The following is a 13932-nucleotide window of genomic DNA, read 5'->3' as shown; positions in this document are numbered from 1 at the left end:
TGGCGTCGCAGCAGCAGCTTATTGAGTCAACACCACGGGCGCCGAATCGTCCCACCAGAAGAACACCGCGTCTTCCCAGGTGATCAGGGAGCTCTCGTGGCGCGTGGTGTTGGTCTCGGTGATCTTCACCCTGCGGCCGCCCGGCATTTCCACAATGAAAGTGTTGTAGCTGCCGAAATAAGCAATCTCCCGCACCTTGCCAGTGAACAGGTTGATGTTCACCTCAGGGCGGGTCTTGGCAATGTGAATCTTCTCCGGCCGCACCGCGATGGCCACCGACATGCCTAACGTTCCACTAATGCCGTGGCCCACATTCACCACGCCCTGCTCCGTCGTGACTTCACAGCGGTCCGCCTCGTCCAGCGTGAGCTCACCTTCAAACATATTGACGTTGCCGATAAAGTCGGCCACAAACCGGCAGTTGGGGTGCTCGTAGATTTCCTTGGGTGTGCCGACCTGCAGGACACGGCCGTGGCTCATGACGGCAATGCGGGATGCCATGGCCATGGCTTCTTCCTGGTCGTGCGTCACCATGACGCAGGTCACGCCCACGGATTCAAGAATGTTGACCAGTTCGAACTGGGTGCGTTCGCGCAGCTTCTTGTCGAGCGCGCCCAGCGGCTCATCGAGCAGCAGCAACTGGGGCCGCTTGGCCAGGCTGCGCGCCAGGGCCACACGCTGCTGCTGGCCGCCCGAGAGCTGGTGCGGCTTGCGTTTGGCAAAGGTCTCCAGCTGGACCAGCTTGAGCATCTCCTGCACACGCGCCTCGATCTCACCCTTGGGCATGCCTTCGCGCTTGAGTCCGAAGGCAATGTTGTCCCACACCGTCAGATGGGGAAAGAGCGCGTACGACTGGAACATCATGTTGATGGGCCGTTCGTAAGGCGGAAAAGAGGCGATGTCCACACCGTCCAGGATCACCGAGCCTTCGGTCGGTTTTTCAAAACCCGCCAGCATGCGCAGCAAGGTCGACTTGCCGCAACCCGAGCTCCCGAGCAGCGCGAAGATTTCACCCTTGTGAATCGACAGGGACACATCGTCCACCGCCGCCACACCATCAAAGCGCTTGACCAGCTGCTCAGTCCGCAAAAATCCGTCACCGGCCGGGAGGGGTAGATTCATGAACAGGGGTTCTCACCAAGAAAAAAGCTGCGCACACAAAGCATTGCATGCACAGCCGGGTTCACACTGAAATCAGCGCTTGCCAGAGATCAGTAAAACGTCACTTGCCTTTTTTGAAGGCAGTGAACACGTTGCTCATGGATTCACGCGCTTCGTTGCTGAAGCTGGCCGGAGACACCATTTTCTTCAGGTTGTCCGCATCGGGGAATACCGCCTTGTCCTTGGCAATCTCGGGCTTGACGCTGGCCAGGCTGGCCTTGTTGGCGGTGGCGTAACCCAGCTCGTTGGTCAAGGACGCGGACACCTCGGGGCGCAGCGAATAATTGATGAAAGCCAGCGCGTTGTTCGGGTGCTTGGCATCCTTCGGAATGGCCAGCGTGTCAAAGAAGATCAGGCCGCCGGTGCTGGGCAACAGGGCCTCGACGTCATTGCCGCTCTTGTTTTCAAGGGCGCGGGCACGGGCGATGTTGATGTCGCCGGCCCAAGCCAGTGCCACGCAGGCCTTGCCGCCGGCCAGGTCGTCAATCATGGTGCTGGAGAACATGCGGATGTGCGGACGCACCTTGGCCAGCATTGCGGCCGCAGCCTTGTGGTCGGCCGGGTCGTTCGAATAGGCGTTTTTGCCCAGGTAATGCATGGCGGGCGGCAGCACTTCGGTTGGCGAGTCGAGGTAGGCAATACCGCAGGATTTGAGCTTGGCGGTGTAGACCGGGTTGAACACCAGGTCCCATGCGTTTTCAGGCATGGGGGTGGAGCCCAGCGCCTTCGTTACCTTGGCCTTGTTGATGCCAACCGTGGTGAAGCTCCAGGCCCAGGGGACGAGATAGGCGTTACCCGGGTCGATGGTGCCCAGCTTTTCCATGATGGCGGGGTCGAGGTTGCCGTAGTTGGCGACCTTGGACTTGTCGAGCTTGGCAAGCAGGCCGCCGTCGATTTGTGGTTTGGCGAATACGGCGCCCGGCACCACGATGTCGTAGCCGGTGTTCCCTGCCACCAGCTTGGCGTGCAGGGCTTCGTTGTTTTCAAAGGTCTGGTAGTTGACCTTGATGCCGGTTTCTTTTTCGAAGTTGGCGATCATGTCCTTGGCGACATAGTCAGGCCAGTTGTAGACATTGAGCACCTTTTCTTCGGCGGGGGCAGCGGCGGGTGCGCTTGCTGCGGGCGCCGGAGCAGCAGCGACAGGTGCCTCCTCTTTTTTACCGCAACCGGCCAGCATGGCTGCCAGGATGGTTGAAATCGCCAGATAGCCAAGATGCTTTTTCATAATGTCCGTAACTCCTCTTAAAACTTGGAAGTAAAAACCAGGAAACTCAAGCAAAAATCAGACCGGAGCAATTGTATAAGAGGGCTAGGGCCTGTCATCATATAAATCGCCCCCGCGCTGGGGCTGCAAGGGGCGCAGCGCTAGGCGCAGGCCGCCGACCGGGGGTATCCCCCGGTCAAGGGCTGCAACAACGCGAGGCGCCCCTTGCAGCCCCAGCCCTACGGGTGGCACCCGGAAAAGGCCGCACTCGTCGTTGCGAAGCCTCACCGGGGGCCTACCCCGGCTTCATTTCGCGCCTAGATTGCGGCCTTTTCCGGATGCCACGCGGGGGCGATTTATATGATGACAGGCCCTAGAGCCGCGGGAACTTTTTCTCCCCGGGGCTTGCCTCCACGGCAGCCCGGCATCTGGGCCAATTCGCCTACAGCCAGATACGCCCAAGGACGGCTGCCCAATTGGCCTGCGCTGCATACGCTAAGGGCAACCCCTTACTTTCAGCTCAGGAGAAACCCATGGGATTGACCCGATGGTTAGGCGAGGCCGCCATGAAACCCTTTGCCCGTGCACTGCCCGTCATGGGCGATACCGAGCGGGCAGCGCTGGAGGCGGGCACGGTCGGGTTCGAAGGCCAGCTGTTCTCGGGAACGCCCCATTTTGATGCCCTGCTGGCCGCTGGACCCAATGTACTGAGCGCCAAAGAGCAGGCTTTCCTGGACAACGAGGTCACGGCATTGTGCGCACTGCTGGACGATTTCGCCATCGACCAGGCTGGCGACCTGCCGGCCGAAGTCTGGGCTTTCATGCGCGGCAGGCGCTTCTTCGGAATGATCATTCCCGAGGAGTGGGGCGGCCTCGGCTTCAGCCACTACGCCCATGCCACGGTAGTGACGCGTATCGCCACACTCAATATTTCTGCGGCAGTCACCGTCATGGTGCCCAATTCGCTGGGTCCGGCCGAACTGTTGCTGCGCTATGGCACAGCGGCGCAAAAAGAGCACTACCTGCCACGCCTGGCCGATGGCCGCGACCTGCCCTGCTTCGGACTGACCTCGCCTTATGCGGGCTCCGATGCCGCATCCATCCCTGACCGCGGCGTTGTCACCGCGCGCGAGATCGACGGCGTCATGGTGCGCGGCTTCAGTGTGGATTTCTCCAAGCGCTACATCACCCTGGCGCCGGTGGCTACCGTAGTCGGCCTGGCCTTCAACGCGGTGGACGAAACCCTGCCCGAAGGACAGCGCAACCTGGGCATCACCTGCGCGCTGATTCCCGTGCCGCAACCGGGCATGCAGATCGGCAGGCGGCACCGGCCGATGGACGCCGCCTTCATGAATGGTCCCATCGAAGGCCGTGAAGTCTTCATCCCCATGGACTGGATCATCGGTGGCGAGCAGCAGGTCGGCCAGGGCTGGCGCATGCTGATGGAATGCCTGGCGGCGGGGCGCGCGATCTCCCTGCCGGCGTTGGGCTCGGCCATGCAGCAAACCGCGCTTTTCGTCGCCAACGGTTACGGCCAGGTGCGGGAGCAGTTCGGCCTGCCCATCGGCCGCTTCGACGCGATTGCCGGCGTGATTGCGGAAATGGCCTGTGAGCTCTATGCGACGGACGCCGCACGCCGCTACACCGCCGCCGTACTCGACAAGGGCGAGCAGCCCAGCGTGGCCAGCGCCATCCTGAAAGTGCACCTGACCGAAGCCGGCCGGCGCGCCGTCAACCGCGGCATGGACATCCTGGGCGGCAAGGGGATCATCCAGGGGCCATCCAATCTGTTGTCGGTGGCTTACCGCGGCGCGCCTATTGCCATCACCGTGGAAGGCGCCAACATCCTGACCCGCTCGCTGATCATTTTTGGACAAGGCGCGGTGCGCTGCCACCCCTACGTGATGAAGGAAATGCAAGCCGTGCAAGGCAACGATGCGCAGGCGCTGGGGGAAGCGCTGATCGGCCATGGCGGACACGTGCTGCGTAACTTCTGGCACAGCATAGCCGGTGCACCCTTGCAAGGCTCGCCCCCCGCGGGCCTGGAAAAAGAAGCCCGACTCATCGCCCGCTTGAGCAGCCAGTACGCATTGACCTGCGACCTGGCCATGGGCTTGCTGGGCGGCAAGCTCAAGCGCATGGAGCTGCTGTCGGCCCGGCTGGGCGATGTGCTGGCCCACCTCTACATGGCCAGCGCCTGCCTTTGGCGTTATGCCGTCGACAAGGATACGAATATGCTGCCGGTCGCACAGGCAGCCATTCGCGTACGGCTCGATGAAGCCGGCAACACGCTGGAGGCCCTCTATGCCAACTTTCCTTCGCCGCTAAGGCGTGTAGTGGGTGCGCTGGTGCTGAACCGCAGCACACGCCTGGCACCGCTTCGGGATGTTCAGTTGCTGGAGCTGGCCAAACTTCTGCGAACCCACCCCGTCGTGGTGAAACGCTTGTGCCCTGACTTGGCAACGCCTACCAGCGGCGGGCTGCGCGACCTGATGGATGCGCTCGATCTGGCAACGCAGCTCGGCGAAGAAACCGTGGCGCTGAACAAGGCCGTGCGCAGCAATCAGTCCATGGAGCACGCCGCGAAAGCCTCAAGCCGCCCGGACCTGGCGTTGGCTTATTTACGCGCCGCCGACAAGGTGATCCAGGTCGACGACTTTGCGCCTTAGAACCTGTTCTTAAGCCGCGGCCCGGGTAAACAATCCCTTGTACTGCTCACGCAGCAAATTCTTCTGTACCTTGCCCATGGTGTTGCGCGGCAATTCACTGACCACAAAGCAGTGCTTGGGAATCTTGAAGTTGGCCAGCTTCGATTTCAATTCGCCCACAATCCCGCTGCCCTCGAGCACGACGCCCGGCTTGGCGATAACGACGGCCACGCCGACCTCGCCGAAATCCGGGTGCGGCACACCGACCAGCGCGCTTTCGGCCACGCCAGGCATGTCGTTGATGTAGCCTTCGATTTCGGCGGGATAGACGTTGTAGCCGCCGCTGATGATGAGGTCCTTGCTGCGGCCCACGATGACGATGTAGCCGCGCTCGTCGATCTTGCCCACGTCGCCGGTCTTGAAGTAGCCGTCTGCGGTGAACTCTTCTTTTGTCTTCTCCGGCATGCGCCAATAGCCCTTGAAAATATTCGGGCCCTTGACCTGGATGCCGCCGATCTCACCGGCCGGCAATGACTCGCCGCCTTCGTCCTGCACACGCAGGCTGACACCCGGCAGCGCAAAGCCCACCGTACCGCCGCGCCGCTCGGCGCCTTGGTAGGGGTTGGACGTGAGCATCACGGTTTCCGACATGCCGTAGCGTTCCAGAATGGTGTGGCCGGTGCGCTCTTTCCACTCGTTGAAGGTCTCGATCAGCAAAGGCGCCGACCCCGCCACAAAGAGCCGCATGTTGCGGCAAGCCTCGCGCGTCAGGCCCGGCTCGGCCAGCAGGCGCACATACAGCGTGGGCACTCCCATGAACACCGTGGCTTGGGGCAGCTTTTTCACCACCAGCTTGGGGTCGAATTTGGCCAGCCAGATCATCTTGCTGCCGTTGATGAGCGCACCGTGAATGGCAACAAAGAGTCCGTGCACATGAAAAATCGGCAGGGCATGGATCAGCACATCGCCACGGCCTTCGGGCCCTCCGGTAGCCGTCCAGCCCCAGGCATCTTTAAGCACCAGCGCATTGCTCAGCATGTTGCCGTGCGAAAGCATGGCGCCCTTGCTGCGGCCGGTGGTACCGCTGGTGTAGAGGATGGCGGCCAGGTCGTCCGCCTGCCGTGCCACCACTTCATGCCGGTCGCTGCAATGCGTTGCACGGTCCAGCAGCGAGCCTGTGCGGTCATCGTCCAGTGTGAACACGTTCTGCGTGCCGGCCTTGAAGGCGATCTTGCTGACCCAACCAAAATTCTTGCTGCTGCAGACTATCACCGACGGCTCCGCGTTGCCGATGAAGTATTCGATCTCGGCGCTTTGGTAGGCAGTGTTGAGCGGCAAAAACACATAGCCGGCGCGCAGCGTCGCCAGGTAAAGCATCATGGCCTCCACCGACTTCTCGACCTGCACCGCCACCCTGGCCCCTTCAGGTAACCCCAGCAAGGCCAGCAGGTTGGCCATCATCGCAGTGCCGCGTTCGAGGTCGCGCCACGAATAGCAGAGGCCGTTGTCAGTTTCGACGGCGACTTCATTGAGCGAAGAAGGAAACGCGGCTCGAAGCGTTGCAAACAGGTTATGGTTTTTCATGGGTCAGGCTGGCTATGGTTGGAATTTCGGCCGCCCGGCGATCAAACCGGGGCAGGCGTTTTTCAGTGAAAGCGGCAATACCTTCGCGGTGCTCGGCAGAAGGTGCATAACGGTAGGCTGTTGCTATCAAATCAGTAGCTGGTTGCGCTGGTCCAGTGGGCGCCAGAGCCCTGAATGCCTGTTTATTCAGGCGAGCGGCGCCAGGCGCAAGGGCGCAGGTGCGATCCACGCAAGCCATGACCAGGGCCCCGACGTCCTGGCCCGGCGCAACCTGGTTGAGAAAGCCGCGCTGCTTCATCTCGGCGGCCCCCAGAACGGCAGCCGAAAGCAGCATCTCCCTAGCGGTCAGCTCCCCGGCGGCACGCATCACCAGCGCAGCCTCGCGCGGCGCCATCGGGAAGCCGAGCTTGGCGATGGGCGCACCAAACTTTGCCGTATCGCCGGCGATACGGATATCGCAGCAGCTGGCAATTTCAACGCCGGCGCCCATACAGTTGCCTTCGATCTGCGCGACGATGGGGACGTCGCAGTCCAGCATGGCCTGCAAGCCGCCCCATACATCGTCTTCATGAAACGCGCGCAGGCCCGCTTCCTCAAAGCGAAAGCCGGCGTATTCGGAGATGTCGCCGCCCGCGCAAAACTGCCCGCCCTCTCCCCGCACCAGCACGCAACACAACGCTGCGTTTTGCTGGATGCGCTCAAACGCCGCACGTAGCTCGCGCCACATGGCGCGAGACATGGCATTGAGCTTGCCGGGATGGGACAGCGTCACAAAGGCAACGGGGCCTTTCACTTCCAGTAAAACGACACCGGTCATCAAGGGATCAGTCGAGTTTGGCGCCAGAGGCTTTCACCACGGCCGACCAGCGTTTGACCTCGCCGCTCACGAACGCGCCGAATTGCTGCGGCGTGAGGTTGCCGAAGTCCGCGCCGTTGTTGGCCCAGATGGCTTTGAGCTCGTCGGTGGTGGCGGCTTTGCGCAGGTCTTCCACGATGCGCGCCTGCACGTCTGCCGGCGTACCCTTGGGCGCCCACATGCCGTACCAGGTGGTCACGGTGTAGTTGGGCAAGCCCAGTTCGCCGGCGCAGGGCACATCCGGGAAAGCCGGGTTGCGTTTGGTGCCGGACACCATGAGCGCCTTGATCCGGCCGCCCTTGATATGGTTGGCGGAAGAGCCCAGGCCGTCAAACATCATGTCGACATTGCCGGAAATCAAATCCTGCAGGGCCGGGCCCGCGCCGCGGTAGGGAATGTGGGTGATGAAGGTCTTGGTCTGCTGCTTGAACAACTCGCCGGCCAGGTGGTGCGAAGTGCCCGCGCCGGCCGAACCGTAGTTGTACTTGCCCGGCGCCTTGCGCACAGCTTCAAGGTAGGCCTTGAAGTCGGGGAACGGCAAGTTGCGGGGGTTGACCACCAGCACCTGCGGCACGTTGGCCATCAGGGCCAGTGGCACAAAATCTTTCTCGATGTCGTAGTCCAGCTTGGGATACATCGAGGGCGCGATGGTGTGGTGCACTGCGCCCATGAAGAGCGTATAGCCGTCGGGCTGGGCCCTGGCAGCGATACTGGCCCCCAGCGTGCCGCCGGCGCCGCCGCGGTTGTCGATGATGAGCTGCTTGCCGGTCAGCTTCGCGAACTGGGCGGACAGCGGGCGGGCGAATGCGTCGGTGCCGCCACCGGCTGGAAACGGCACGATCATCGTCACTGGCTTGGTGGGCCAGGCTGACTGCGCATGCAGCAGGGGTGATGCGGTTGCAGCACTGGCCGCAGCGATGCGCAGGACGTCGCGCCGGTTAAATGAAATCATGGTTTGTCTCCTTTGATGGGTTTTACTACGGGATGATATTCGGTAAAAATCGCCTTCAGCGCAGCACCGCACTGGCTTCGGCAGCCTTGATTAAGCGCACCGCGTCTTCGGCCAGCAGGAAGCCCTGGGCCTGGGCTTTGTCGGTGGCCTTGCGTACGGCGGCCACATAGCCCTCGTGCGAACCGTAGCGCTCCTGCAGCGACAGGCGCGGGTCACCGTTGGCACCGCGCTCTTGCGCCGTTCGGGCAAAGGGCACCATGCCGCCCACGTAATTGCAGATCTGCCCCTGGTGGAACGGCCGGGCACCGCCCGCCGTGATGTTCCAGCCCAGGTAAGTGCCCAGCGGCGCTTCGAGCAGCACCACCGGCACGCCGCCCAGCTCATTGCCATCGGCGTCCACCCGCGGCGCCAGCATGGGCAGCACCCGGCGGATGGGCGGCGGCGCATTGGATGCCACGCCCGAGCCATCGGCAGGATTGAAGGCGGGGCCCCAGTCATAGTCGAGCACCGGCATGATGAAGTCCGGCTCGGGCACGGTGGGGCGCAACTGCGGCAGCGTGGGAAAGCCGATGCCTTCCTTGGTAGCCAGCGCCAGCGTGCCGCGCGGCTCGCCCGCACGCGGCGCCAGGGTGGGCCAGCGGCTGGGCGGTGGCTCGGTGCCGCGCATCACCCAGTTACGAAAGTGCACGCGCAGCGCGTTCACGGTTTCGGTATGCGGCACCGGGTTGGCAGGCAATACACCCGTGCCGAAATTATTGCCCGGACAACTGGCGCCTGCCGTTGGAAGGCCCACGCCCGGCAGGCTGTTGTCAAAGCCCCCTGCCCCGCCGCCGTGGCTGGAGCTGGCAATGTAATAGCGCCGCACGTTGGCAGGCAGAGGCAGGTCGGCCCTGGCATCGGTACCCACCCATTCCGGCGTAAGTTTCAGGGCCCAGACCTCGGCCGAGCCAAAGTGCTCAACGATTTTCGGGCAGGTCTTGCTGGCTTCGCAACGATCAAGAATACCGGCAGGCGGCCCACCGCGCACCGGGTCGGCCGCGCGTGCCCACCACTGCGGCCCTTCACTGCCGGCCTGGTACAGCTCCAGCACGCCATCGGGCTGGGCCCAGCGGAAGTTCAGCGCGATGCGCCGGCCCGCAATGATGGGCCAGAGGCCGTCATGCACCTGGCGCCCGGCTTCGTCCCGGTTAAAGCCCAAGTGCAGCCAGCCGCGCAGAAAGTTGCCGGATTGCGAGACGCCCCGGCCAATGCTGTGGGTCACCACCCCAGCCACCGGGTTCGGTGTGCCGGCGTCATCAGCCCTGGCCGTCTTGAAGAACACCCCCATATCGCGCCAGGCGGCAAAGCCCACGCCCAGCAGGTAAGGATCGGCGGCCTTGAACACTACCTGGTAAAGCTTGCCGGCATCAAAACCGTTTTTCAGGCAGATCTGCGTGGCATCAGGTACGCCGGGAAAAGGATTGGCCGCATCGCACTTGGCCCAGGCCCAGTCGGTGGAAGGAATCACTGTCTCGCCGGTCACATCGCCGCGGGTGGATTCAGCCGCGCGCGACACCAGGCGCGACTGGCGCGTGTCCAGGCTCACGGGCTTGTACGGAACAGGATTTGTTTGCACAACCAGCGGTTGCGAACCCGGGCCGGTGCGATTGACGATGCGGCCAAACACCTCGCCGGTGACGGGTGAGCCGTCGGCATTCCTTGCCACCGGCACCTTGAGCCAGTGGGGAAGCTCGACCGCAGCAGTGGCCCGCACCATGGTGGCGCCGGCATTGTCGCCCTGCCAGGCGCTTGTGAGGTCGATGTCACCCAATGCACGCTCCTGCACCACATTGGGCCGGCGCAAACCACGGTTGGGCACCTCATGCCACATTATGCCGCTGGCCTTGGACAAATCAACCGGCTTGGTCAACACAAAGGTGGCCACGTAACGTACCTTGCCATCGGCCTCTTTGCCCAGTTCAATGTCCTGGATGATGGCATTGCCAGACGCCTTGGGGTCCAGCTCGCCGAACGCGCGGCCGGCAACCTGTTCAAAGGCCACACCACCCGACAAATCTGCCGCCAGGGGAACGGTTTCGTCAATCACGATCCGCGTGACGCGGGCCTGGGCGGAATGTCCCAGCAACAACACGGCAGCCAGCGACGCAAGCGCCAGCCTTCCCAGCAGGTGAACGGGTCTCATGTCTGTCTCCTTCGTTTTTTTATGTCGACTGCTCGTCTGCAACTGCAAAAAACTACAAAAGCGACTCAATCGCGCCGGAAACGGCCACCTTTCCTTGGGCCAGCAAGGCGCGGTGCTTGTCCAGGCGCTTGAGGTCATAGAGATAATTCACCATCAGGCCGTACGATTGCCTGAGCCCTTTGGGCGTCGGGTCGCCCGCCCAGTTGATGCGCTCCACGCGCGCCCCATTGCCCAGATGAAAGCGTGCCACCGGATCCAGCGGCTTGCCCTCTTCCAGGGCCCGGCCCAGGTAATGGGCCGCGCAGTGCAGCAGCATCTTTCGCACCGGCGACTTTTCACCGAGGGCCAGCGGGTTTTCTGCGGCGGTCAGCAGGTGCCCTGCAGTGGGCGGCTCAAACCCCACCGCCCGGCCCAGGGCGGCAAGCTCCTTGTCTCCCAGCGTTTCCAGCATGGCCGCCGCGTTCTTGCCCAGCCAGCTGCGAAACCCCGGAATCGGAGAAAGAGTGGCAAAGGTCTTGAGCTTGGGAAACTCCTCTTTCAGGGTCTCCACCACGCGCTTGATCAGCGAATCGCCAAAGCTCACGCCGCGCAGGCCGGCCTGCGTATTGCTGATGGAATAGAAAATCGCAGTGGTCGCGCGGCTCAGGTCCGAGGGCGCTGCCAGCTCATCGAGCAAAGGCATGATGTCGCCCGCGATCGTCTCGACCATCGCGACCTCGACAAAAATCAGCGGCACCTCTGGAAGACGCGGGTGGAAGAAGCCATAGCAGCGACGGTCACTGTCGAGCCGGTTTTTGACGTCGGCCCATCCCTTGATGTCATGGACCGCTTCGTACTTGATCAGTTTTTCAATCAGTGATGCCGGTGAATCCCAGGTGATGCGGCGCAGGTCAAGGAAACCGACGTCGAACCATGTCGAGAACATGTATTCCATTTCGACATCCAGGGCGAGCAAGCGCTTGTCGGCCTTGAGGCTGGGCTGCATGTCCGCACGCATTTCGACCAGGAACTGGATGCCGCCCGGATAGACGCTGAAGCGCTGCAGCAGACGCCGGCGCGGTGAGACTGTGGCACGGCGGTAACGCACCTCGGCCACCGCCTCTTCGGGTGTACCCACGGCAGCCGCAAACTGCGCCTGCGCAGCCTTGACCTTCTGCGGATTGGCGACGAACTGCTCACTCATCAGCATCCACAGGTCGCGCCGGCGAGCCGGGGTGGCGCCCTGGTACCAGGCCGCAATGGCCATGGCGCGCCGGCCGCCTTCCACCTCACTCACGCGTGGGTCGATGATGGCCTGCAGCTCCTGCAAGGTGCGGCGGAGTACGCGCGGCGACAGCGCTTCGTCCTTATGACTCAGGGTTGCCTGAAGCCGTTCATGCGTGCTTCGCGCGGGCAATTCGACGCTAGCTGCTATCTTTTTTGTAGCTGCTTGCGCACGGTCTGCTTGCCCTGCGGCAGTTTTTTCTGTAAGGCCTTTCTCGCCTGCCGTGAGCCGCGAAACATTGCGGCTGAGCCAGTCTGCGGCGCTCATGAGGCCACCCTGGAGCGCTGGCTGCGGGAAAGGTCACGCAGCGCTTCGCGCTGGCGCGTCAGGTGAGTGCGCATGGCGGCATCGGCACCTTCGCTGTCACGGCTTTTGAGGGCCGCAAACACCGTCATGTGCTCTGAAAGACTTTGCGCCAGGCGGCCCGGCGCGTGCAACTGCTGGAGCCGCGCCAGCTTCAATATTTTTCGCAGGTCCGCAATCGCCTGCGCGAGCCAGCGGTTGTTGGCCAACAGGATGATGGCCTCGTGAATGGCGAAATTGGTCGCGTAATAGTCATTGATCCGGCCGGCTTTGGCGTGACTGTTAAGCCGCTCATGCAAAGTAGTGAGCGCAGCCAGATCGGCGTCGGTGGCATTGCGTGCCGCCTCATAGGCGCAGCGCCCCTCCAGCAAGGCGATGACCGGGAAAATGTCGTCCAGGTCTTGCTCGGTCACCTCATTGACAAAGCAACCCCGCCGGGGTTCGTGGCGCAGAAGCCCTTCCGAGGTCAGCACCTTGAGCGCCTCGCGCAGTGGCGTGCGGGAGATTTCCAGCCGTTCGCATAGCGCCACCTCGTCCAGAAAACTCCCGGGCGCCAGCTGGCCGGCAAAAATCTGCTCGCGCAGGGTATTGGCGACTTCCTGATGCAATGAACTCTGGACCAGACGCATGACAGACCCCTTTTGACCGGCTGACGCAATGAACCCAAATACACGAGACATCCACCGAACCCGGCAACCGCGATGGCCCGGTACGTCCCGAAAACCCACCTGCTTTCATACAACTGCCCCGGCAGCGTCTGGAGTTTTCAGAATTCCAGCGGTAATTTCAAGTAATTACACATAATTATGGGAGCTAAAAAGCAGTCAGGCAAGTGCCCTGTGCCCGAAAACGACAGGGAGAAACCCTAGCGCCCCGAAGCGAGAGGCTCAGGGCGCCAGACAGTCCTGACGCCCTGAGCTATCGCCACAAATCAATAGCTGCCTGCGATGGATTTTCGGGGTTGACCCTGCCGGGAAGCCCACACCCAGAGCCCGACACCCGCTGCGATCATGGGCACGCAAAGCCATTGACCCATGCTCATACCCAGGGCGAGGATGCCCAGGAAGTCGTCGGGCTCACGGAAAAACTCGGCGATGAAACGAAACACACCGTAGCCGACCAGGAAGGCCCCTGAGACCTGCCCCACCTTACGCGGCTTGCGCGCGTACAGCCAGAGGAGCACGAACAGCAACAAGCCCTCCATCAGAAATTGATAGATTTGTGAGGGGTGACGCGGCTGCATGGCGCCGCTGCCCGGAAATACCATGCCCCAGGGCAAAGCAGGGTCGCTGAAGCGTCCCCAGAGCTCACCGTTAATGAAGTTGCCAACGCGCCCCGCCGCCAACCCGGTCGGTACGCAAGGCGCGACGAAGTCCATGACCTGCAGCCAGGGCCGCTGGCGCGAACGGGCAAACCACCATTGCGAGGCCAGCACACCCAGCATCCCGCCGTGAAAGCTCATGCCGCCCTGCCACACAAAAAAGATTTCAAGCGGGTGCGACAGGTAGTAACCGGGCTTGTAAAAAAGGCAGTAGCCAAGCCGCCCACCGACCACCACACCCATGACACCCAGGAACAGGATGTCTTCAATGTCCCTGCGCGACCAGGCGCCGGGGCCGGTGATGGACGCATAGGGCTCGTGGCGAAGGCGCCGCGTAGCCAGGAAGAAGAAGAGGCCAAAAGCCGCCAGATATGTCAGGCCATACCAATGGATGGCCAGGGGACCCAACTGCAGGGCAACCGGATTGATTTGCGGATGAATAAGCATGGGCCGTATT

Annotated in this window: 10 protein-coding genes; 1 reads left to right on the top strand and 9 read right to left on the bottom strand. The window is 62.5% G+C overall.

The annotated features are described in order from the left end of the window. Window positions 1–18: 18 nt before the first annotated feature. Window positions 19–1122, bottom strand: a complete 1104-nt coding sequence (locus tag AC1DWQ_RS07360; protein ID WP_477669064.1) for an ABC transporter ATP-binding protein — start codon at window positions 1120–1122, stop codon at window positions 19–21. 100 nt (window positions 1123–1222) lie between these two features. After that, window positions 1223–2386 (bottom strand): extracellular solute-binding protein, encoded by a 1164-nt coding sequence (locus AC1DWQ_RS07355; RefSeq protein WP_477669063.1) that lies wholly within the window; start codon window positions 2384–2386, stop codon window positions 1223–1225. A gap of 512 nt (window positions 2387–2898) precedes the next feature. On the opposite strand from AC1DWQ_RS07355, the gene AC1DWQ_RS07350 reads away from it, so the two are divergent. Then, window positions 2899–5034 (top strand): acyl-CoA dehydrogenase, encoded by a 2136-nt coding sequence (locus AC1DWQ_RS07350; RefSeq protein WP_477669062.1) that lies wholly within the window; start codon window positions 2899–2901, stop codon window positions 5032–5034. A 9-nt stretch (window positions 5035–5043) separates the two neighbouring features. Here AC1DWQ_RS07350 and AC1DWQ_RS07345 read toward each other — a convergent pair whose 3' ends face one another. From AC1DWQ_RS07345 to lgt, 7 genes are all read right to left on the bottom strand, one after another. After that, the gene (locus AC1DWQ_RS07345; protein WP_477669061.1) at window positions 5044–6597 is read right to left on the bottom strand and encodes a malonate--CoA ligase; all 1554 of its coding nucleotides are present in this window, start codon (window positions 6595–6597) and stop codon (window positions 5044–5046) included. Next, the gene (locus AC1DWQ_RS07340; RefSeq protein WP_477669060.1) at window positions 6584–7414 is read right to left on the bottom strand and encodes an enoyl-CoA hydratase/isomerase family protein; all 831 of its coding nucleotides are present in this window, start codon (window positions 7412–7414) and stop codon (window positions 6584–6586) included. The genes AC1DWQ_RS07345 and AC1DWQ_RS07340 overlap by 14 nt, the downstream gene beginning before the upstream one ends. 7 nt (window positions 7415–7421) lie before the next feature. Continuing rightward, entirely contained in the window at window positions 7422–8405 is a 984-nt protein-coding gene (locus AC1DWQ_RS07335) for a Bug family tripartite tricarboxylate transporter substrate binding protein (protein WP_477669059.1), read from the bottom strand. A gap of 55 nt (window positions 8406–8460) precedes the next feature. Next, complete coding sequence (locus tag AC1DWQ_RS07330) at window positions 8461–10587, bottom strand: alpha/beta hydrolase domain-containing protein (RefSeq protein WP_477669058.1); 2127 nt, start codon at window positions 10585–10587, stop codon at window positions 8461–8463. 52 nt (window positions 10588–10639) lie between these two features. Continuing rightward, window positions 10640–12118 (bottom strand): malonyl-CoA decarboxylase domain-containing protein, encoded by a 1479-nt coding sequence (locus AC1DWQ_RS07325; protein WP_477669057.1) that lies wholly within the window; start codon window positions 12116–12118, stop codon window positions 10640–10642. Continuing rightward, window positions 12115–12783: a GntR family transcriptional regulator gene (locus AC1DWQ_RS07320; protein ID WP_457280332.1), complete on the bottom strand. Its 669-nt coding sequence runs from the start codon at window positions 12781–12783 to the stop codon at window positions 12115–12117. The genes AC1DWQ_RS07325 and AC1DWQ_RS07320 overlap by 4 nt, the downstream gene beginning before the upstream one ends. Window positions 12784–13085: 302 nt before the next feature. Beyond that, window positions 13086–13922 carry a prolipoprotein diacylglyceryl transferase gene (lgt, locus tag AC1DWQ_RS07315; protein WP_477669056.1) on the bottom strand — a complete coding sequence of 279 codons (837 nt, stop codon included), beginning with the start codon at window positions 13920–13922 and terminating at the stop codon, window positions 13086–13088. Between the last annotated feature and the right edge of the window lie 10 nt (window positions 13923–13932).

Source organism: Polaromonas sp. P2_G11 (assembly GCF_056403595.1).
The sequence above is the reverse complement of the archived record's forward strand: the minus strand, read 5'-3'. Positions and strand labels throughout refer to the sequence as shown.